The following is a 21,345-nucleotide window of genomic DNA, read 5'->3' on the forward strand; positions in this document are numbered from 1 at the left end:
TCATCACCATGCTTTTGGGACCTAAATAATCTAAAGTCCTTTATAAAATAGCAAAACTGCTTTTTAGAACATATAGTAAATGTATGGTAGTATATTGTGCTTTTTAAACCGTATACTGCCATCTTTTTTTAGAAATTGTAATACAGGAGAAAATAAAATGCCTAAGATTAAAACTTGTAGAGCGGCTGCCAAACGGTTTAAAAAAACAGGATCAGGGAAATATAAATTCCGCAAATCCCATTCCAGCCATATATTAACCAAGAAAAGTACTAAAAGGAAAAGATCTTTAAGGTTAGATAATATGGTCGATCAGGATAATATGAAAGCGGTCAGGCGTATGTTACCCAACGGATAGATACTATCCAGATCGGAATTAATGAAGAGTTTGATTCAAAAGAACAGAGAGTTGAGGAGTTTTACAAAATGAGAGTCAAAAGAGGATTTAAAGCAAGAAGGCGTAGAAATAAGGTGCTTAAGCTTGCAAAAGGATTTAGAGGCGGAAGAAGTAAATTATACCGCACAGCGGCAGACGCCGTTGATAAGGCGTTGATGTATGCTTACCGGGACAGAAGAGTGCGTAAAAGAGATTTTAGGCGGCTTTGGATTGTCAGAATCAATGCGGCAGCAAGAATGAATGGCCTGTCATACAGCAAGCTAATGAATGGTCTTAAATTAGTAGGCAGTCAATTGGATCGCAAGGTGCTGGCTGATCTTGCAATTTCTGATCCAGCCGCCTTTTCCCAGTTGGCTTCACTTGCCAGTGCAAAAGTTTAACTAGATTAAACGATTTGTGAGGTATTTTGCAAAAGAGTATTATCGATATTGAAAAAGAAGCCTTTGAAAGCATAGGACAAGCAACCGATTCGGACCAGCTTGACCAGCTTTCCATTAAATATCTTGGCAGAAAAGGTGTACTCACAAAATTTTTAAGAAATATTTCTTCTCTTCCCGGGGATGAGCGCCCCAGTGCCGGTAAGAATGCTAATATTCTTAAAGGAAAGCTTGAGAAAGAAATTAAGGCCGCATTTTTTAAACTTGAGGGGTTTGATGATAAAAAGTTTACAGGTATTGATGTGACCCTTCCGGGGCGATCGATCCTGCGAGGTTCTCTTCATCCGATAACCCAGGTGGCCAAAGAAATATCTGATATCTTTTTAAGACTTGGGTTTGATATTGCCGAAAGTCCGGAAGTTGAAACGGATTATTATAATTTTGAGGCCTTGAATATTCCCAAATATCATCCTGCAAGAGATATGCAGGATACCTTTTATGTGTCGGAAAATATTGTTTTAAGAACTCACACTTCTCCGTCACAGCCCCGTGTGATGGAAAAGACCGAACCACCCGTGAGAATTATTTCACCGGGAAAGGTTTTCAGATGTGATTCAGACATCACTCATACTCCCATGTTTTATCAGATTGAAGGTCTTATGGTGGATGAAAACATTTCTTTTGGTGATTTAAAAGGGATTCTGACCACCTTTGTCCATCAATTTTTTGACAAAGACACCTCTTTAAGATTCAGGCCCAGCTTCTTCCCGTTTACCGAACCCAGCGCAGAAGTTGATATCCGTTGTGTCATGTGTAAGGGAGAAGGCTGTCGAATCTGTTCAAAAACCGGGTGGCTCGAAGTATTGGGTTCCGGGATGGTACATCCTGCTGTTTTTGAAAATGTCGGGTATGATACAGACAAGTATACCGGATTTGCTTTTGGCATTGGTATCGAGCGTATGGCCATGCTCAAATATGGTATCGATGATATCAGAAAATTTTATGAAAACGATGTGCGTTTCCTAGGGCAGTTTTGATATGAAAGTCAGTTTAAGCTGGTTAAAAGAATATATTCGGGTTGACCTTGAGCCTTCCGTGATGGCTAAAAAGTTGACCATGGCAGGTCTTGAGGTTGATGCGGTTGAAGAAAGATATGATTTTTTCAACAATATTGTTGTCGCCAAAGTCAATGAAGTTAAAAAACACCCAAACGCAGACAAGCTTTCTGTCTGCACGGTTGACGCGGGCGGGGACGAGCAGATTCAGATTGTCTGTGGCGCGCCCAATGTACGGGCAGGTATGTATGTGCCGTGCGCACTTCCAGGAGCTGTTCTGCCCGGAGAGCTGAAAATCAAAAAGGGTAAGCTACGGGGAGAAGTGTCTGCAGGTATGTTATGCAGTGCATCTGAATTAAAACTCAATACGGATGCCGCGGGCATTATGGATCTTGAGGGTGATTTTGTTGCCGGAACCCCCCTTGACGAAGCGTTGAAAGTTTCTGATACGGTATTTGAAATTGATTTGACCCCCAACAGACCGGATTGTCTGAGTATAATCGGTGTGGCCCGTGAAGCAGGAGCTTTCATGGAGCCAAAAGCTAAGGTAAGATTCCCTGATTTTATGCTGCCGGAAGATAAAATTGGGTGTGAATCCATCCATGATTATGCAAAAGTTCAGATTATTGATCCTGATCTTTGCCCAAGATACTCTGCCGGACTTTTATTTGATGTTAAAATCGAACCCTCTCCATTCTGGCTCCAGGAAAGGCTTGAATCCATAGGGCTTACTCCTATCAATAATGTGGTTGATATTACAAATTTTGTCATGATGGAAATGGGTCAGCCCCTTCATGCCTTTGATTTTGATGAGGTTGCAAAGGGTAAGATTATCATCAGAAGAGCAGGCAGTGATACAAACTTTACTACTCTTGACAGCAAAGAACATAAGCTTGAATCTGATATGCTCATGATTTGTGATGGAGAAAGACCAGTGGCGCTTGCCGGAGTGATGGGCGGTGAAAATTCTGAGATTTCAGATTCCACAACCAGAGTGCTTGTCGAAAGCGCATATTTTAATCCGGTTTCGATCAGGAAAACTGCAAAGAAAACCGGTATTGCTTCAGATGCGTCACACAGGTTTGAGCGTGGTGTTGACCCTGATGGAACTGTCAGGGCATTAAACAGGGCAGTTTCCCTGATGGCTCAAATTTGTGATGCAACCATTGCCAAAGATATTATTGATGAACATCCTAACAAGCCTGTTCCGCTTGAGATTGACTTGAATACTAATGCTTTGAATACCCGGTTGGGAACAAATTTAAGTACGGATGCAATTGGTGAGATTCTTACGTCAGTGGAATTTAAAGTTGAGAAGACAGATGATGCCCGGCTTAAAGTCGGCATACCCTTTTTTAGAGTAGATGTGACAAGACCGGAAGATCTTTCCGAAGAAGTGGCCAGACTTTGGGGATATAACAATATCCAGACAAGTTATCCTTTGGTTCCTGCAAAAGGCAGGCTTTTGGATAAAAAGATCGTTCTCAGAGAGAAAATTCGGCAAATAATGACCGGATTCTCTTTCTCCGAGGTCATCAACTATAATTTTATTAATGAAAATTCATGTGACAGGTTAAACCTGTTGGATAACGATAAAAGGCGACATGTTGAAACTATTTTAAACCCGATTTCAGATCAGATGTCGGTTTTAAGGAGTTCTCTGATTCCAGGGCTTCTTGAGACAATGAAAAGAAATATTTCCCAGCAGGCAGACACACTAAAGCTTTTTGAAATCGGCAAGATTTTCTTTGCCACACAAAAGGGACTTTTGCCTGAAGAGAAGGAAATGATTGCGGGCCTGATCACAGGCAACCGATCCGATTCATCATGGTATTCAAAAAAGAGCAAAGTTGATTTTTTTGATTTGAAAGGTGGAGTTGAGGGCTTTTTTGAAGCACTCATGATTGAGAACACTGTTTTTGAAAAAATAGAAGATGAATTTTGTCCTTATTATAAAGACGGATATGCAGCCTATGTCAAATCCGGTGATACCCTTATGGGTACTCTGGGGAAAATCGATGAAAAGGTTTTGAAAAATTATGGGTTAAAGCAGGATGCATTTATTTTTGATTTCAATTTTAATGCCATACAGGGCCTGCTTCCCAAAGTAGTTACAGCTGAGCCGTTGCCAAAATTTCCTTCAATTTCAAGGGATATTACCATTATCGTGGACAAAACCGTGACGGTTGGAGCAATTTTGAAACAGATTGAACTTATCTCTAAAAAAGAACCATTAATTCAAAAAGTTTTTCTTTTTGATGTGTTTGAAGGTCAGCCGTTGTCTGAAGATAAAAAGTCATTGTCTTTTCGGGTCGTTTACAGATCAGCAAGCAAAACCTTGAAAGAAAAAAATATAAAAAAACTGCATGTAAATATTTCAAAAATCATTCTTGATAAATTTAATGCAGATCTGCCGGAATAACCCGGAAAGAAGATAGCAGCAATCATTTCTAATACCGAATTGTCCGGTTAAAAGTGTTATTGACAAACCCGATAGGGGTTGGTATATTGCACCGCTAATGCGGGCATAACTCAGCTGGTAGAGTGCAAGCTTCCCAAGCTTGATGTCGCGAGTTCGAGTCTCGTTGCCCGCTCCATCTTTAAAAGGAGGATGGCAGATTGTTCCATTTATTGGAGTTAAGATATGATCTGAACCATTGATTTTACTTGGTGAGGATTTTGTTAATGTTATACTTAGGAACGGGCATCTGCCCGTTTTTGTATTTGAGGATGACAAAAAGGTAAGTGTTTAAGGCTGTATTATATGGGTGTTATGTTGAAAAAAGACAATAGTATGTTAATTGAAAAAATTAAAGAAGTTGCGCAGCCATTGTGTCAGGCTGAAAATTTTGAGCTTGTTCATTTAGAGTATGCTAATGATCCTCAAGAAAATATTGTCCGCCTTTTTTTGGATAAGCCCGGCGGTATAACAGTGGCTGATTGTGTTTATGTGAGTCGCCAGCTCGGAGATTTAATTGATATTCATATAGAGAATATCGACAGCTACAGGCTTGAGGTTTCTTCTCCCGGGCCAAACCGGCCTTTGAATAAAAAAGAGGATTTTCATCGTTTCAAGGGTGAAAGAGTAAAAATAGAGACAAATGAGTTGATTGAGAACCAAAAAAAATTTACTGGAACTCTTGAGATAATTAATGATGATTCTGTTGTGATTGCTGTTGATGGGAAAAGGGTTGAGATATCAGATCATGTGATCAGCAAAGCAAGACTTGCAGGTCAGTAATATGGAGAACGCGTAAGTATGTTTATTACAGATATTAAAAGGGTTATTGATCAGGTAAGCCGCGAAAAGGGTATTGAACCGGAAATTCTTATTAATACCCTGAAAGAGGCCATTATTTCAGCGGCCAGAAAGACAATCGGACCCAGAGCGGATATCGAGGTTCACTATAATGATAAGAGTGGTGAAGTTGAGGTTTTCCATTTTAAAGAGGTAGTAGAAGAAGTTGAGTATTCTGACAGTGAGCTGACCCTTGAAGAAGGATATGAATATGATGCTGAGTGCGAGATCGGAGACAGTTTGGGTATCAGGATCGATACAGAAGAATTTGGTCGAATTGCTGCCCAGTCAGCCAAGCAGGTTATTATTCAGAAGATGAGGGAAGCGGAAAGAAACGCTGTCTATGAGAATTTTATTAATAAAAAAGGTAAAATTATTAATGGTATTGTTCAACGTTTTGACAGGGGCAGCATTATTGTCAATCTGGGACAGGCAGAGGCTGTTTTAAGACTCAGGGATCAGATGCCAAAAGAAAATTACAAGCGCGGCGATAGAATCAGGGCTTATGTTCTGGATGTATTAGAAGAATCAAAGGGGGAACAGATTATTTTATCCAGAACGCATCCACAATTTTTAGTCGAATTGTTTAAAACGGAAGTTCCCGAGGTGGCAGAAGGAATTGTAACCCTGCGCAGTGCTGCAAGGGCTCCCGGTATCAGGGCTAAAATTGCCGTATCCTCGATGGATTCAGATGTCGATCCGGTGGGAGCCTGTGTGGGGATGAAAGGAAATCGAGTTCAGAATATTGTGCAGGAACTTCGTGGTGAAAAAATCGATATTATTCAATGGAATCCGGATATAGCAAGATTTGTCTGTAACGCTTTGTCGCCTGCCGAGATTGCCAGGGTGATTATTGACGAAGATAATCAATCCATGGAAGTCATTGTGAACGATGAATACCTTTCCATTGCCATTGGCAAGGGCGGTCAAAATGTTTCTCTTGCCTGTGAGATTACCGGCTGGCACTTAGAGGTCACAAGTGAAGAGGAATACAGCCGGGAAGTAAAAGAAGGATATGACAGCCTGATGAAACTTACAGGGATAGGACTGTCTAAGGCAGAAGTACTTTTCAAAGGAGGATATTCTTCTCTTGTGGATATATCTGAAGCAGTTGTTGAAGATATTGTTTCAATATCTAATTTTAGTGAATCAAAAGCTGAAAAAATGATTGAAGAGGCAAAAGTTATTCTGGAAAAAGAATCAAGGCAAGAGAGCCGGGATCAAGAGCCGGAAGGTGATGAAGAGACTCAAGAAGGTGAAGACAGTTAACGGTTAGATTATATAAAACAACGGATAGCACTCGAAAAAAGAATATAAAAAAGAGACTTACTTGGGGGCAATAAATGGCGAAGGTCAGAGTATATGAGTTGGCTAAAGATCTGAACATGACGAACAGAGCGTTTCTTAATAAAATGAAAGAATTGAAGATTGACGTTAAAAGCCATATGAGTTCTCTGGAAGATAGTGCTGTTAGCGCAATTAAAAGAAGCCTTTTGGGAAAAAATAAAAGAAAGGCCGATGTTAAGATAAAACCATCTGTCATCCGTAGACGAAGGCAGAGGGTTGAAGAGAGTGCTGCGCCGGAAGTTGAAGAAGAAACAGCAGAAAGGGTGGAAGAAAAACCAGAACAAACCGGTGCCCTTAAAAAGGAATCGCCAGCACAAAAAGAGGTAAAAGTTACGTCATCAGATGATGAGCCAAGGGCTGTTAAAGAAGAATCTAAAGATCAGAAAATTAAAAAAGCGACTAAAAAAGTAAAGCCCGCTCTCCAAAAAAACAAACCAAAGCCAAAGATTAAAAAGGGTAGATCTGCCAAGATTATTAAATCGGCAGAAGTTGAGAAACTTAAAACGCTTGAATCGGGAAAGACAAAATCCGAACCTGAAGTTGATAAGACCGCAATTCCTCCTGTGGGCAAAGAAGAATCTATTGTTGGAAAAGACAAAAAGCCTGTAAAGATACAAACTAAAACACTTGTAGAAAAAGAAGATACTGTACAGGGAATTGATCCGGTCACTGCTGAAGATAAAGAGAAAAAAACCAAAAAGAAAAAGAAAAAATCAACACCAGCTAAGATTGTTAAAATTGCAGATCCTTCCTCGCTTGAAAATTTGAGAAAACCCAAGTCTGGTAAGGATAAGAGCCGGGTTGATACGAGAAGCGAGACCAAGGGAAGGGCTAAGAAAAAACCGTTTAAAAAGAAAGAACGTGTCCCCTCTCCTTCTCCTGTGAATCCTAAAATGGCTGCTCCGGCAGTTGGTATTCCCATGCCCGGTGAAATAGATACAGGAAAACGCAAAAAAGAAAAAAGAAAAGTTGAGTTTGGCGATGACAAGCCTGTCGGGAAAAGAAAACAGCGTAAGAGAAAATCCGTCATTGAAGGGGATGCATTATACAAGGGTGGCCGTGGCAGAAAAAAACGCGGTAGAAAGGATATAAAAGGGAAAAGGGGAAATTTTCAGAAAACCCAGATTACAACACCAAAAGCCATTAAAAGGCGCATTAAGATTGATGAGGCCATTGAACTTTCCGAACTTGCAAAACGGATGGGTATCAAAGCCAATGAGATGATTGTCAAATTGATGGGTATGGGTGTTATGGCAACGGTAAATCAGACTATTGATTTCGATACGGCCGTGCTGGTTGCGACTGAATTCGACTTTGAGGTGGAAAAAGCATCTTTTGAGGAAGATGCTCTTCTCAATATTGAAAATGGTGATGAGGATGAAGAGAAATTGGTCGGAAGAGCACCGGTCGTCACCATCATGGGACATGTTGACCATGGAAAAACTTCGCTTCTGGATGTTATCAGACAATCCAAGATTACCAGTGGTGAAGCTGGCGGTATTACCCAGCACATTGGTGCCTATAATGTTGAGACACTCAATGGCGGACGAATTACATTTCTTGATACCCCGGGCCATGCTGCATTTACGGCAATGCGATCCAGGGGAGCCCAGATTACTGATATCGTCATACTTGTTGTTGCTGCAGATGACGGGGTGATGCCCCAGACCATAGAGGCTATCAATCATTCAAAGGCTGCAGGTGTGCCGGTTTTGGTTGCCGTCAACAAAATGGATAAAGCCGGGGCTGATCCTGACAGAATCATGAGAGAGCTTTCGGAACTTGATTTGCTTGCAGAAGAATGGGGTGGGGATGTCATATTTGTTAAAGTCTCTGCAAAGACCGGAGAAGGTATAGACACACTCCTTGAAATGGTTCTGCTACAATCTGAGGTACTGGAATTAAAGGCGAATCATGAAAGAAAAGCAAACGGTTATGTGGTTGAATCACGACTTGACACCGGGCGTGGAGCGGTTGCAACGGTCCTTGTAAAGCAGGGAACCTTGAGAGATGGTGATTCCATTGTCTGCGGGCTCCATTCCGGTCGAATCAGGGCAATGATGGATGATGCGGGAAACAGAATTAAGGAAGCAGGCCCGAGTACACCCGTTGAAATTGTTGGCTTACATGGTATACCGAATGCCGGAGATGAGTTCATTGCTGTTGCTTCTGATAAGGATGCAAAACAGATTGCCGGTCACAGGATGCAGAAACAAAGAGCAAGGGAGTTGGCCAAGAAAAGCCGGGCCAATCTTGAAAAGATGTTTGAGAATCTTGGGTCTGCTGAAATCAAGGAACTTAAACTTATTGTTAAAGCAGATGTTCAGGGCTCCATTGAAGCCTTGAATGATTCATTAAATGATCTGGCCAAAGAAGAAGTGGATATTAAAATTGTTCACTCGGGTACCGGTACCATTAATGAATCGGATGTGGCGCTTGCGGCTGTATCAGATGCCATTATTGTCGGGTTTAATGTCAGGCCGACACCCCAGATTCGAACGCTGGCCAAGGAAGAAAATGTGGATATGCGGTTTTATGATATTATTTATAATGTTATTGATGATATTAAGACTGCACTGGATGGCATGATGCCGTCCACATTCCACGAGATCATTATCGGCCAGGCAGATGTCCGGAATGTGTTCGTAATCCCAAAAATGGGAACCATTGCAGGGTGCCATATTTCAGAGGGCAAAGTTGTCCGGGGTAAAAAAGTAAGGCTCTTAAGGGATGGCGTTATCAAGTGTGATACCCAGTTATCATCACTCAGGCGGTTTAAAGATGATGTCAAAGAAGTGGATCGGGGATATGAATGCGGTATCGGTCTTGAAAAATATAATGACATCAAGGTGGATGATGTGATTGAGTGTTATGAAGTTGAAGAAAGAAAGTACAAGGCTGATTAATTAAAAAATGAAACCCTATTTACGAGCCGAAAGAATCAGTGGCAAGATTCAACATGCCATTACTGAACTTTTAAGCAAAAAAATGCAGGACCCGAGGATTGAGATGGTCACTATCAGTGGTGTGAAGTTGACCCCTGATCTTCGGATTGCCTATGTGTATATTACTGTTTTTGGGGATAAAAAACGAATTTCAGAGGCCCTGGACGGTTTTAAAAATTCCAAGGGGTTTATCAAGAAAAGAATTGCACCTAAATTAGGATTAAAATACATGCCGGATTTAAGATTTGTCCATGATGATTCTTTTGACAAGGCTGCCCGAATGGATGAACTTATTAAATCCGCTTTAATCGGTACATCTCCAACCGATACACCAGATGAACAGTAGTCATAACAAGATTAAATGAAAAGTGGTATTATAGCGATTCATAAGCCTGAAGGTATTTCTTCAGCCCGGGTAGTGACCCGTGTAAAAAAAGTCTTGATGGCAAAAAAATTAGGTCATACGGGAACCCTGGATCCTTTTGCCACAGGATTAATGCTTTGTGCGGTTAATAAGGGGACCCGTATATCCAGATTTTTTCTTGACGGCCACAAAAGATACATTGCCCGTGTATGTCTGGGTGTTGAAACGGATACGTATGATCTGACAGGTAAGACGGTTTTTACAGCTTCAAAAAATATTATGGATTCCCTCAACAACGAGGATGTTGAACAGGCTGTAAAATCTTTTATCGGTATTCAGGATCAAGTGCCCCCTGCCTTTTCCGCTTTGAAACATAAAGGCCAGCCATTGTATAAGCTGGCACGCCAGGGAAAGAAAATAGAAAAACCACCAAGGCGGATTGAAATTTTTGACATCAACATAAAACATATTGAGTTGCCAAAGATTGATATGGAAGTTTTTTGTTCCAAAGGAACCTATATCAGAAGCATTGCTTTTGATATAGGCAGAAAGCTTGGGTGCGGCGCCCATCTCTCAAAGCTTTGCAGAACACAGTCCAGTGCATTTAAACTGGAAGATGCTCTTGAATTGGATGCCCTTGAAAAGCTTGATAAAACAACTGCCGAACAAAGAATTGTTCCGTTATCGGATTGTCTTGCGTTTATGCCCAAGATTGTGGCGGATAAGCCCATTGCCCAAAAGATTAAATTCGGTCAGAAACTTTTAAAAAAAGAGATTGACCCCCCTTTGGTAAAACCGAATCAATCCATCAGGGTGATTGATAATGATAATAACCTTCTGGCGATCATTCAATTAAACGAAAACGGACAAGAGTATAAATATTGTTGTGTTTTTTCAAGTTAACTGGTATTTATGCAAGGTTAATCATGTTTGTAATGGTATAATGGTCTATTTTGAATTTCTTTATTTCTGAATGGAATATCGGATGGGAAATCATAAAAAAATTTGATCATTGACGAATACCATGTTTTATTTATTCCAGACAAAGGAGTTTTAAAGTGGTTTTATTAGCAGAAAACAAAGAGGAGATGATTGAACAATTCAAGCTCCATGAGTCTGATACAGGCTCACCAGAGGTGCAGGTTTCCATTTTAACCCACCGTATCAGCTATCTCACAGAGCATCTTAAAGTTCACAAGAAAGACCATCATTCAAGACGGGGTCTGTTGATTCTTGTTGGAAGACGCAGAAGTCTTCTGGATTATGTTAAGAAAAAAGATGTGAACAGATACCGTTCTTTAATTGAAAGACTCGGACTTAGAAGATAGAATGACAAACAGCCGGTTTTTGACACGTTGTGGGTCAAAAACCGGTTTATTATTTTTACCAATTTTATTTTTATTGGGGCGGCAATTTTCAAGGGATTTTTTAAATAAGTTCGCATGTTTGCCATTAAGTTTATATTTAATGGCAAACATGCGGGTTTATTATTTTTAAAAAATTTCCTTACAACTTGCTGCCCTTTTTATTACAGGAGAAGTTATGGAAAAAAAATTTACAACAACCATTAATGGGAAAGAATTTTCCATCAGTGGGGGAAAAATTGCCAAACAGGCATCAGGATCAGTAATCGTACAATATGGGGAAACCGTGGTACTGGTTACTGCCGTTGCTTCAAAAAATCCAAAGCCAGACATCAGTTTTTTGCCCTTAACTGTTGAGTACCAGGAAAAAATTTATTCAGCAGGAAGAATCCCGGGAAATTACTTCAGGCGGGAAATCGGCAGGCCTTCTGAAAAAGAAACCCTGACAGCAAGATTAATCGACAGACCCATCCGTCCTCTTTTTGAGGATGACTACAATTTTGAGACCCAGGTCATTGCAACTGTCATTTCAATGGATAAGATCCATGAACCTGATACCCTTGCCATAGTAGGGGCATCTGCGGCATTACAAATTTCTGATATTCCCTTTGCAGGACCCATTGCCGGTATTAAAGTCGGCAGGATAAATGGGCAGTTTGTTGCAAACCCGACCATTGAAGAGATGGAAGAAAGTGATATCGAGCTGGTTGTGGCAGGATCTAAAACCGGAGTGGTCATGGTTGAAGGCGGGGCAGATATTGTCTCTGAAAAAGACATGCTGGATGCTATCTTTTTTGGCCATGAAGCCATGCAGCCCATTATTGATTTACAGGCACAAATAAAAGAAGCCTTTGGCCTGGAAAAACACTTGTTTGTACCGCCTGCCAGGGATGAAGAACTGGATGCCAAAGTGATTGAATACTCAAAGGATAAAATTTATAAAGAAGTTCAAATCAAAACAAAGATCGAGCGCCAAAATGCACTCAGCGCTTTAAAAGACCAGGTTGTTGAACATTTTTCCGAAACCTATCCCGAACAGGCCAAAAATATAAAAGAAGCCTTTAGAAAATGTGTTAAGAAAGTCAGTCGTGATATAGTTCTGAAAGAAGATAAAAGGATTGACGGCAGGGCTTTTGATGAAATCAGACAGATCGACTGTGAAGTGGGACTCCTTCCCATGCCCCACGGGTCAGCTCTTTTTACAAGGGGTGAAACCCAGGTGCTGGGTGTTTTAACCCTGGGGTCCGGCATGGATGAACAACGTGTTGAAACCCTGATGGGAAATGAAACCAGGGCTTTTATGCTTCATTATAATTTTCCTGCCTTTTCAGTGGGAGAAGTAAGGCGTGCGGGCGGTCCCAGTCGAAGGGATATCGGTCATGGGAATCTTGCCAGCCGTGCCATTGCAAAAGTCCTTCCTTCCCAGGAAGATTTTGAATATACCATCCGCCTGGTGGGAGAGGTCATGGAGTCTAACGGAAGTTCATCCATGGGAACCATCTGTTCAGGTATCCTGGCATTAATGGATGGCGGCGTTCCCATAAAAGCGCCGGTTTCCGGGATTGCCATGGGACTTGTTAAAGATGGCGATAAAACCGCTGTGCTTTCGGATATTTTAGGAGATGAAGATCATTTTGGAGACATGGATTTCAAGGTGGCCGGAACAGCTGAAGGGATTACCGCTCTCCAGATGGATATTAAGATTAAGGAACTCTCAAAAGAGATCATGGAGACCGCCCTTAACCAGGCCCGTGGCGGCAGGATACACATCCTTAATAAAATGCTTGAAACCCTTAAGGAGACAAGGTCTGAAGTTTCTCCCCGAGCACCCAAAATTGTCAGTATTCAAATTAAGTCCGATAAAATCAGAGATATCATCGGTCCTGGCGGAAAAGTGATCAGAGCGCTTCAGGCAGAAACCAACACCGTGATTGAGGTCAATGATGAAGGTATCGTTAAGATTGCTGCTCAAAATGAAGAAGATGCGGCTCTTGCATTAAAAATGGTATCTGACATTGCCCTTGACCCTGAGATTGGTGAAATTTATGAAGGTACTGTTGTAAAAATAATGGATTTTGGGGCCTTTGTAAATATTAAAACAGGCACTGACGGACTGGTCCATATTTCAGAACTGGCTAATTACAGGGTCAAAAAAGTAACAGATGTGCTAAAAGAGGGAGAAGTCATCCCTGTAAAAGTTCTGGATGTCACCAGGGACGGGAAAATAAAGCTGAGTTATAAAGCAGCAAAAGAAGATGATAAATAATTCATTTTGTATCTGTCCCCTTGCCAGCGGCAGCAAGGGGAACAGTCTTTTTGTGTCCTGCTGCAACCATTGTATTTTGATTGATGCCGGGCTTTCAGGTATAGAGATTGAACGACGGCTTTCGGCCGTAAATATCGATCCTGAAAGCCTCACCGGCATCATCATTACCCATGAACATTCTGATCATGTAAAAGGTGCAGGGATATTGAGTCGCCGATTTAAACTCCCTGTTTATATAACAAAAAAAACATACAAGGTAGCGCCCCGTCTGGGTAAAATCGAAGACCTTCGCTTTTTTGAGTGCGGCACTCCTTTTGAAATGGATCAAATTCTGATTACCCCTTTTTCCGTTTCCCACGATGCAAAAGACCCTGTCGGCCTGACGCTTGAATACAAGAACCATAAAATTGGCATAGCGACTGATCTTGGCATTGTCACAAGTCTTGTAAAAGAGCATTTGAAAAACAGCAATGTCTTATACCTTGAATCAAACCATGATCCTGAAATGCTGATTAATGGTTCCTATCCATGGCATCTCAAACAGAGAATCAAGGGCAGGACCGGTCATTTGTCCAATATGGATGCAGGAACGCTGGTATCGGAGATTAAGACAGATGCCTTGGAACATATTATTCTTGCGCATTTGAGTGAGGAAAACAACTGCCCACAAAAAGCGATCCAAGAGGTGTCTAAAAGTCTGAATGCCTCAGATATTGCCCTGCATGTTGCCGGGCCCGATCAGCCGGGAAAATTTATAAAGCTGTAACCTCTGAGAAAGGAAACAATGATGAATCCAGTTATTAAAGCATTAAATTTTCGTCATGCGTGTAAACTGTTTGATCCGGATAAAAAGATTTCAAAAGAGCATATGGATATGATTGTGACAGCCGCTCACCTTTCACCCACCTCTTTTGGACTTGAGGCATGGAAGTTTCTGGTAATCAGCTCGGATGCCGTAAAAAAGACACTTAGGCCTGCCTGCTGGAATCAGCCTCAAATTACGGATGCCAGCCATGTTATTGTCATTCTGTCAAAACCGGGTCTTGCCGATCCGTCAAAGGAGTATATTAGACTCAATTTTGAGAGGAGGGGACTGCCGGAGGATGCAGTAAAAGTCTATATTGAGAAATACAAAAATCATATGGAAACTCAAGTTTTTCCCAGAATGAGTGCCTATGCCTGGTGTTCCAAGCAATGTTATATAGGGCTTGCAAACATCATGACAACAGCAGCATCAGAAGGGATTGATTCCTGCCCCATTGAAGGATTTGAAAAAGAACTGGTTGAAAAGGCGCTTAATATCGATACGAATCAATATGAAGTGGCAGTGGTTGTGGCGTTGGGGTATCGTACCAAAGAGCAGCCTCCGAGAAGACGTCATCCCATGGAAAGTGTTGTTGAGTACATATAAATATCAGATTTTTTCTTTTTTCAGAAAATGATAATACTCACCCTTCAAATCGACAAGTTCATGGTGAGATCCCTGCTCCCTGATTTTTCCATCTCTTAAAAGAATGATGGTATCACAATCTTTGACAGTAGACAGCCTGTGGGCGATGATGATGGAAAGTCTCCCTTTCATCAGTTTTTTCATAGCATCATGAACTTTTTGTTCTGACTGGGAATCCATGTAGGAAGTTGCTTCATCAAAAATGATCAGGTCCGGGTTAAAGGCAAATGCCCTTGCAATGCATACAAGCTGTTTTTCGCCACTGGACAATGGGCGGCCGCCTTCTCCTATCATTGTGTCAAGGCCTGAAAATTTTTCAAATAAAAACTCACAGTTTGCATTATGTAATGCTTTTTCAAGCCCTGAAGCATCTAAATCCTGTCCGGATGGTTTTATATTTTCCCTGATACTGCCGGAAAAAAGAATCGGGTCCTGCATGACAAGGGCGGTCTTGCTCCTGATATCTTTGACGTTCATGGAAGTTTGGTTGATATGGTTGATTAAAATGTTTCCATCATCCGGGTGATAGAATCCTGTGATCAGATTGATAATGGAACTTTTGCCTGATCCTGTCTGGCCGACAATGCCAATGGAGTTCCCTTCCTTAAGATGAAAAGAGATGTTTTTTAATACCATTATATTTTTATCATATGAAAAATTCACCTGATCGAATGTGACATTGGAAATTTTATTCATCCGTTTTCGTTTTTTGCTGATGCGTTGTTTTGCCTTATCATTGTTAAGTACACTGATAATCCGTTCTGCCGAAGCCAGGGCACTCTGGAGCAGATTAAACTTTTCAGACAGCTCCCTTAAGGGCCTGAAAAAGAGTTTCATATAGGTTAGAAAGGCCACAAGTTCACCCAGGGTCAGGGATTTTTCAATGACTTCAAAGCTGCCGCCCCATATGATAATGGCAACACTCAATACGCCCAAGAAACCGATAAAGGGCATAAATATGGAAAATATTTTTATCTGGAACAGGGCAGCGGTGAAATGTTCAAAATTAAGACTTTCAAAGCGTTGCATAAATCTGTTCTGGCTGGATGTTGTCTGAATAATTTTTATTCCTGTGATGGCTTCTGAAAAACTGTGGTTGATTTCAGCAATTTTTTGCCGGATGGTTCTAAAGGTATTTCGTAAAATTTTTGAAAACAGGCCAATAGTGATCATGATCACCGGAACCAGAACAGATAGATAAAATGCGAGCTTAATGTGAAGGGTAAACAGGATCACCAGAATGCCGGTCATCATCACAAGATCCTTGAAAATAAAGATGAGGATACTGGTAAACATCTCATTCATGTTCTCAACATCACCCGCCACACGGGATACCATCCTTCCGCTTGAGTTTTTATCATAAAATGCAATCGGCAGAAAGGTCATGTGGGAGAAGAGAGCACATCGCAGATTTAATATGATTTTTTGACCGGTGTATTCCATGAAAAGGGCCTGGAAAAAATCTATGACAAATGAAGTGAAGATAAATATAAAAAAAAGGATGCAAAGGACCTGAAAAGAATCAATCTTAAAGCCCAAAAGATAGATGCCTTTTTCAAGACCCACAGGAACGATAAACCCGTCAAAGGCTTTTTGAATGAAAATCGGCATGAGCAGTTCAAAGAATGTGACAAGAAAGACCAGAGCCGTGGACAGGCAAAGCATCCATAAATAAGGTCTGATAAAAGGCCATAATTCTTTGGCAAGCGCAAGATTTGCAAGCTTTATTTCCTTTTCCTCCGGATGGATATCAGGCGCCATACTCCTCCTCGAACTGCTGTACCAGGTAGGACTCTTTATAGAAATGGTCTTTTCCGATGAGTTCCTGATGAGTCCCGAAATGATCTATCCGGCCGTTTTTTAAAATAAAAATTGTGTCACAGGATGCCAGCGCAGAGATTCTGTGGGAAATAATAATAAAAGTGGCCTTTAATGCAATTTTTTTTAATCTTGAAATTACTTTGGAGGCTGTACGGGTGTCCATTTGGCTGATGGGGTCATCCAGAATGATGACCGGTTTTTCCAGTATCAATGTTCGTGCAAGGGCAATCCGTTGCTTTTGGCCTCCTGAAAGAGTGATACCCCTTTCACCGACGATGGTATCAAGTCCATCCGGCATTTCTTTTAAGGTGTCTTTCAGGCTGCAAGCCCGGATAATCCGGTCAAGCTTTTCTTCGTCCGCATCTCTTCCCATGAGAATGTTTTCCCTGATTGTGCCTGAAAAAAGAAACGCTTCCTGGGGCATCAGGGCAATATGCTGCCTTAGAAAATTAAGATCAAAGGTATTCAGATCAAGGCCATCAAGGGATATTTTGCCTTTTGAAGTATTGTAAAGTCTCGGTATCAATTGGGCCAGACTCGTCTTACCGGAGCCCGGGGGGCCGCTGATGCCAATGGAAGTTCCCTGATGGATTTTAAGATTAATATTTGAAAGAATTGTTTTGTTCTTATCATAGGCAAAGCCGACATCTTTAAATATGATGTTTCCCCTCACTTTTGAAAGGATATTGGGATTTTCAGGAGAGGTTACATCAGGCATTGAGTCTAAAAGCGTATTAATTCGTTTTAAGGACGCCATTCCCCTTTGAAAGAGATTGGTCATCCATCCGATGGCAATGACAGGCCATGCAAGGATTCCAAGATATTGCAGAAAGGCGACAAGCTCACCCGGACTGAGAACCTGTTTCATCACCAGAAAACCGCCGTAAAATATAACAACCAGGGTGGATAAATTTAAAAAAAATATCAGTAAAGGTTTTAGCAGGGCGGTAACAAAAGCTCTTTTCAGGTTTTTTTTAAAATAATCTGTTGAAGCTTTCTCAACCTTATTGCCAATGATGGTTTCAAAATTAAATACTTTTATAATGCGAATGCCAAAGAAACTCTCCCTTATAAGTTCGGTAAGTTGAGAATACGATTCCTGGGCTGTTTTATGAAAGACATGCATTTTTTTTCCCAGGGTTCTTGTGACAACAATCAGGAACGGCATGGGGATCATTGCAAGGATCGTTAGTTTCGGATGGGTCCAGAACATAATGGCAAGGGTGGCACCGCCAAGCAGAAAGGTATCCACAAGTACGATCAGGCCAAAACCGAATGCCATCCTGATATGATTGATGTCGCTTGTGGCATGGGCCATGATATCCCCTGTTTTAACCTTGTCCAAATAGGCCATGTCCAGGCTCAGGACATGGCTGAAAAGATCATCCCGGATGCCTTTTTCAACATCCCTTGCACTTCCCATGAGAAGATTGCGCCAGCCATACCTTAATCCTGCCATAACAAGACCGAGAAAAAGAATAAAGGCACATTGAAGAATCAGAGTTTTATTGTCAAAAGAAGCTGAACTTAAACTATCAATGGCATGTTTAATGATTTGGGGAATGACCAGCTGTGTGGCGTCCACAACAATCATGCATAAAATACCCAATAGTATTTTATAAAGATTTTTTTTAAAATAAGGATAGATCAGTTTCAAAATATTTAAGCTCCAGGTATCAAAATAGACACTCTTTTTCCAATTGCAATGCTGGTATGAGTTTCAAATTTTCTGGCATCAATCCAACAGGAGAAAAGTGTTGTTGCCTTATTATCATTTTTTTTAAGTTGAAGTTGCTGGTATAACTAAATATATTTCTGAAACGAGCTCAAACCCGGCTTTGATAGACATCATTTTTTGCCAAAGATATCATTTGGATTATTGAATAATAGGAAAGTTGAGGATAATGCAAGTATTTTTGATTTTTTGCCTTGTCGAAATTTTAGAGATATCCATTAAATTTGAATGAAGAAAAAAATCAAAGGCCGGTCATTTTTATCTCCAATAAAGATGAATTTTAGGATAGGATTTTGATTCAGCTTTTGTATGTAGTAAGTTGAATGAAACTGATTTTCACAAAATGGTTTTGATTTTCCAATATACCGTAATGAACTTTTGATTCATTTGGCCATGCTCTTTCCCATATATTGTAATCTGAAAATGGAATTATACCGTTTCTGTTTATCACTTAGATTTGAGTGTTATCCTGTTAGAAATGATTTTTTTATAAAAAGTTTATTGTAATTACCAGGCATCCCTGATAGCAATTTGAGTGTTATCCGATTTGTTATTTTTGTATGTTCAACAGAAAAAAACTGGTAAACTTATTGTTAGCATTTATCATATATATTTTTTGAAATAAAAATATCTGATCTGAAAAGGAGAAAACATGGCAACGCTTCAGCAAATAATTGCAAATCTTCCTATCGGTAAAAGAAATGCGATGAAGGTATCAGATTTTGAACAAACCATTGGTAATCAGGATAGTGGAACAAATAATGATCAAACTCGTCGAGAAGTGAAAAGTGCTATTTACGACAATGATATCCCTGTGGGTTCAAGTTCACATGCAGGCTATTGGCTTATTGATTCTGATGAAGAGTTCCAAGAAATTATTGATAGACTGAATTCAACCATTGATCAGTTTACGGCTAAAAGAGATGCCATTGAACGTGGTTGGCAAAAACGGAAACAGTCAAAAGCATCAGAGAAACCGTGGCCTAAATAGAAATGGCTTTCATGGCAGCTCATTTTGGCATTATCTGTCAAACCAACATTTAGGAGCATGTATATTTTGAATGAGAAAAAAGGCTTTCCTGAAGGATCAGTTTGTAAACCTTGCTGGGAACTGAAATATTGCCCTTATGGTTATATGGTCGAATGGTCACCTCTCCTGAGTGACAGTTTTAACATAGAAGAATACAAACAATTTTATCGGAAATGTCTCAAAAAATTTTTGAATGGTGACTTTGAATCTGAAGAAGATGTTTGGAAAGAAGTAGACAGGTTATTATACTTGAATCCATCCTCTTGGGAATTCCTATCTCAATTTGATCCCAAAGAAATTGGATGTCAATGTTGGCACCATGTTTGCCCTGTTTTCATAAATCAAAGTGTGGCTACCGAAACAAAAGAAGGTCGCAGGCAAGGGAGATATATTCCAAGGGAAATTATGTTAAAAGTTGTTAGGCGGGATAATCAAATTTGTCAAAAATGCTATAAAAATGTAAGAGATGATGAGATTGAATTCGACCATATCATACCTCTTTCGAAGGGTGGTCCTACTAACGTTGAAAATATTCGATTACTTTGTAGAGATTGCAATAGAAAAAAATCTAATTCTATTGATGAAATAACTACTGACAGATAACCGTCGCTGCAGCGGACAGCCAGGGGCGGCGTTCCTTGCCCCTGGTCTCCTCGGCTACGCTCGGCTGCCCCTGAGCTCAACCGTTAAAATTCAACTTTATTTCTTGCCAATATTAATAAAAGACATTTTTTCAAATTAAACTCTTTAATATAATTTCGTTCCACCAAGGCATGTAATATTTTTTCAACTTATTAGGATAACAAATTTATAGTTGCAGATTTTGAAAATTATTTTCTGAAAGTTTGGACAAAATCCGGTTACTCTCCAATAAAAATGAATGTGATCTTGATTTTTTTATTTCTGATTTTTACCATATAGTATAATTGTTATTTAAAATTTATTTACTTTGGACTACAATATATATTATTGTTATTTTTATGAAATTGATCAGAATATAAAAACTATTCTGGTAATTTTATGGTTTGGTAATTACGCAGATTATGACAAAAGTATTTACCCTTTAAATATAGACCTTGATACAATTGTGCGAAAACAAACCTGATAGAATCCTCATCTTCCTATTGAATCTTACTTTCAACTGTTTCAATCACACCACTATTTTTATAAATTTAATTTGAAAGGAGATGTAAAATGAGAAAAATCTTTTTGATTATCATTTTGAGCCTGTTTGTTTTTTGTTCAACAGGGTATGCAGAACTAATAGACAACGGTGATGGTACAGTGACGGACACAAAGACAGGGCTGATGTGGCAGAAGGCAGTAGCCGGAACCAAAACCTGGGAAGCGGCCCTCGCTTACTGCGAAACCCTTGGGCTGGCAGGTCACAGTGACTGGCGACTGCCAAACCGAAGTGAGCTTAAGTCCCTTTTTGATTCTATATACGATAATCCCAGCATTAACAAAACGGTATTTCCCGATGCCATGTCATCCGGCTATTGGTCTTCTGATGCCTATGCCGATAATACGGACTACGCATGGGCCGTGTATTTCGGGGATGGCGATAACTACGCTATCGATAAACATAATAGCAGAGATATGCGGGCTGTTCGAAGTGTAAAGTGATGGGGTGTTAGAGGATTTAAAAAATTAATTATTATTATTTTTGGATTGTTCAGAGAGAGATTTTTGAGGTTGCCCAAACATCATTTTCAAATTGACCGCCACTGCTATTTTTATTCCAAAGAGCGAGTGTAGTAATTTGTTGCCTCAGCACTATCTCCAATTAAAATTATTTTGGCAGATCGTTTCTGAGTAAATTATATTTTCACCTAAGTTGAATTGTTGAAGTGCCTTTACAGGCCTCAAAGATGTTGATATAAAATTCCAAATTACATT

The 21,345-nt window shown here is 40.2% G+C and carries 18 protein-coding genes and 1 tRNA gene; 17 read left to right on the forward strand and 2 right to left on the reverse strand.

The features are described 5' to 3' along the window. The first annotated feature begins 157 nt into the window (after positions 1–157). The 14 genes from rpmI to QAI40_RS12090 all read left to right on the forward strand — a co-directional run bounded on the left by rpmI (position 158) and on the right by QAI40_RS12090 (position 14,821). Positions 158–355, forward strand: a complete 198-nt coding sequence (gene rpmI, locus QAI40_RS12025) for a 50S ribosomal protein L35 (RefSeq protein ID WP_299982075.1) — start codon at positions 158–160, stop codon at positions 353–355. Between the two features lie 68 nt (positions 356–423). After that, positions 424–774: a 50S ribosomal protein L20 gene (rplT, locus tag QAI40_RS12030; RefSeq protein ID WP_299982077.1), complete on the forward strand. Its 351-nt coding sequence runs from the start codon at positions 424–426 to the stop codon at positions 772–774. 26 nt (positions 775–800) lie between these two features. Then, on the forward strand, positions 801–1,808 hold the full coding sequence (gene pheS / locus QAI40_RS12035; RefSeq protein ID WP_299982079.1) for a phenylalanine--tRNA ligase subunit alpha: 1,008 nt from the start codon (positions 801–803) through the stop codon (positions 1,806–1,808). A 1-nt stretch (position 1,809) separates the two neighbouring features. Continuing rightward, positions 1,810–4,248, forward strand: coding sequence for a phenylalanine--tRNA ligase subunit beta (pheT, locus tag QAI40_RS12040; protein ID WP_304511647.1), 2,439 nt, complete (start codon positions 1,810–1,812; stop codon positions 4,246–4,248). Between the two features lie 99 nt (positions 4,249–4,347). Continuing rightward, a tRNA-Gly gene (locus QAI40_RS12045) sits at positions 4,348–4,423 on the forward strand. A gap of 197 nt (positions 4,424–4,620) precedes the next feature. Then, complete coding sequence (gene rimP, locus QAI40_RS12050; protein WP_299982081.1) at positions 4,621–5,067, forward strand: ribosome maturation factor RimP; 447 nt, start codon at positions 4,621–4,623, stop codon at positions 5,065–5,067. An 18-nt stretch (positions 5,068–5,085) separates the two neighbouring features. Further along, positions 5,086–6,393, forward strand: a complete 1,308-nt coding sequence (gene nusA, locus QAI40_RS12055; RefSeq protein WP_299982083.1) for a transcription termination factor NusA — start codon at positions 5,086–5,088, stop codon at positions 6,391–6,393. 74 nt (positions 6,394–6,467) lie between these two features. Then, on the forward strand, positions 6,468–9,377 hold the full coding sequence (gene infB, locus QAI40_RS12060; protein ID WP_299982086.1) for a translation initiation factor IF-2: 2,910 nt from the start codon (positions 6,468–6,470) through the stop codon (positions 9,375–9,377). 7 nt (positions 9,378–9,384) lie between these two features. After that, complete coding sequence (rbfA, locus tag QAI40_RS12065; RefSeq protein ID WP_299982088.1) at positions 9,385–9,762, forward strand: 30S ribosome-binding factor RbfA; 378 nt, start codon at positions 9,385–9,387, stop codon at positions 9,760–9,762. A 15-nt stretch (positions 9,763–9,777) separates the two neighbouring features. Continuing rightward, positions 9,778–10,683 (forward strand): tRNA pseudouridine(55) synthase TruB, encoded by a 906-nt coding sequence (gene truB, locus QAI40_RS12070; protein ID WP_299982090.1) that lies wholly within the window; start codon positions 9,778–9,780, stop codon positions 10,681–10,683. 155 nt (positions 10,684–10,838) lie between these two features. Next, positions 10,839–11,108, forward strand: coding sequence for a 30S ribosomal protein S15 (gene rpsO / locus QAI40_RS12075; RefSeq protein WP_299982093.1), 270 nt, complete (start codon positions 10,839–10,841; stop codon positions 11,106–11,108). Positions 11,109–11,322: 214 nt separating this feature from the next. Continuing rightward, the gene (gene pnp / locus QAI40_RS12080) at positions 11,323–13,410 is read left to right on the forward strand and encodes a polyribonucleotide nucleotidyltransferase (protein WP_299982095.1); all 2,088 of its coding nucleotides are present in this window, start codon (positions 11,323–11,325) and stop codon (positions 13,408–13,410) included. Continuing rightward, entirely contained in the window at positions 13,400–14,176 is a 777-nt protein-coding gene (locus tag QAI40_RS12085; protein WP_299982098.1) for an MBL fold metallo-hydrolase, read from the forward strand. Before pnp ends, QAI40_RS12085 begins: the two co-directional genes overlap by 11 nt. An 18-nt stretch (positions 14,177–14,194) precedes the next feature. Next, a complete protein-coding gene (locus QAI40_RS12090) occupies positions 14,195–14,821 on the forward strand; it encodes an NAD(P)H-dependent oxidoreductase (RefSeq protein ID WP_299982100.1) in 627 nt (208 codons plus the stop codon). Between the two features lie 3 nt (positions 14,822–14,824). On the opposite strand, the gene QAI40_RS12095 is transcribed toward QAI40_RS12090, so the two are convergent. Both QAI40_RS12095 and QAI40_RS12100 read right to left on the reverse strand, forming a co-directional pair. Next, positions 14,825–16,621 carry an ABC transporter ATP-binding protein gene (locus tag QAI40_RS12095; RefSeq protein ID WP_299982102.1) on the reverse strand — a complete coding sequence of 599 codons (1,797 nt, stop codon included), beginning with the start codon at positions 16,619–16,621 and terminating at the stop codon, positions 14,825–14,827. Continuing rightward, on the reverse strand, positions 16,611–18,338 hold the full coding sequence (locus QAI40_RS12100; RefSeq protein WP_299982105.1) for an ABC transporter ATP-binding protein: 1,728 nt from the start codon (positions 18,336–18,338) through the stop codon (positions 16,611–16,613). Before QAI40_RS12100 ends, QAI40_RS12095 begins: the two co-directional genes overlap by 11 nt. A 730-nt stretch (positions 18,339–19,068) precedes the next feature. Here QAI40_RS12100 and QAI40_RS12105 point away from each other — a divergent pair. The 3 genes from QAI40_RS12105 (at position 19,069) to QAI40_RS12115 (ending at position 21,072) form a co-directional block, all read left to right on the forward strand. Continuing rightward, positions 19,069–19,407, forward strand: coding sequence for a hypothetical protein (locus QAI40_RS12105; protein WP_299982107.1), 339 nt, complete (start codon positions 19,069–19,071; stop codon positions 19,405–19,407). Between the two features lie 66 nt (positions 19,408–19,473). Beyond that, the gene (locus QAI40_RS12110; RefSeq protein ID WP_299982110.1) at positions 19,474–20,049 is read left to right on the forward strand and encodes an HNH endonuclease; all 576 of its coding nucleotides are present in this window, start codon (positions 19,474–19,476) and stop codon (positions 20,047–20,049) included. 591 nt (positions 20,050–20,640) lie between these two features. Next, a complete protein-coding gene (locus QAI40_RS12115) occupies positions 20,641–21,072 on the forward strand; it encodes an Lcl C-terminal domain-containing protein (protein ID WP_299982112.1) in 432 nt (143 codons plus the stop codon). Positions 21,073–21,345: the final 273 nt, after the last annotated feature.

Origin of the sequence: Desulfobacula sp. (assembly GCF_030611305.1) — a bacterium.
Classification (GTDB): Bacteria; Desulfobacterota; Desulfobacteria; order Desulfobacterales; family Desulfobacteraceae; genus Desulfobacula.

Coding starts and splice junctions, on each gene's coding strand:
- rpmI (WP_299982075.1), top strand. CDS start 158: ATGCCTAAGATTAAAACTTGTAGAGCGGCTGCCAAACGGTTTAAAAAA.
- rplT (WP_299982077.1), top strand. CDS start 424: ATGAGAGTCAAAAGAGGATTTAAAGCAAGAAGGCGTAGAAATAAGGTG.
- pheT (WP_304511647.1), top strand. CDS start 1,810: ATGAAAGTCAGTTTAAGCTGGTTAAAAGAATATATTCGGGTTGACCTT.
- rimP (WP_299982081.1), top strand. CDS start 4,621: ATGTTAATTGAAAAAATTAAAGAAGTTGCGCAGCCATTGTGTCAGGCT.
- nusA (WP_299982083.1), top strand. CDS start 5,086: ATGTTTATTACAGATATTAAAAGGGTTATTGATCAGGTAAGCCGCGAA.
- infB (WP_299982086.1), top strand. CDS start 6,468: ATGGCGAAGGTCAGAGTATATGAGTTGGCTAAAGATCTGAACATGACG.
- rbfA (WP_299982088.1), top strand. CDS start 9,385: ATGAAACCCTATTTACGAGCCGAAAGAATCAGTGGCAAGATTCAACAT.
- truB (WP_299982090.1), top strand. CDS start 9,778: ATGAAAAGTGGTATTATAGCGATTCATAAGCCTGAAGGTATTTCTTCA.
- pnp (WP_299982095.1), top strand. CDS start 11,323: ATGGAAAAAAAATTTACAACAACCATTAATGGGAAAGAATTTTCCATC.
- QAI40_RS12085 (WP_299982098.1), top strand. CDS start 13,400: ATGATAAATAATTCATTTTGTATCTGTCCCCTTGCCAGCGGCAGCAAG.
- QAI40_RS12090 (WP_299982100.1), top strand. CDS start 14,195: ATGATGAATCCAGTTATTAAAGCATTAAATTTTCGTCATGCGTGTAAA.
- QAI40_RS12095 (WP_299982102.1), bottom strand. CDS start 16,621: ATGGCGCCTGATATCCATCCGGAGGAAAAGGAAATAAAGCTTGCAAAT.
- QAI40_RS12105 (WP_299982107.1), top strand. CDS start 19,069: ATGGCAACGCTTCAGCAAATAATTGCAAATCTTCCTATCGGTAAAAGA.
- QAI40_RS12115 (WP_299982112.1), top strand. CDS start 20,641: ATGAGAAAAATCTTTTTGATTATCATTTTGAGCCTGTTTGTTTTTTGT.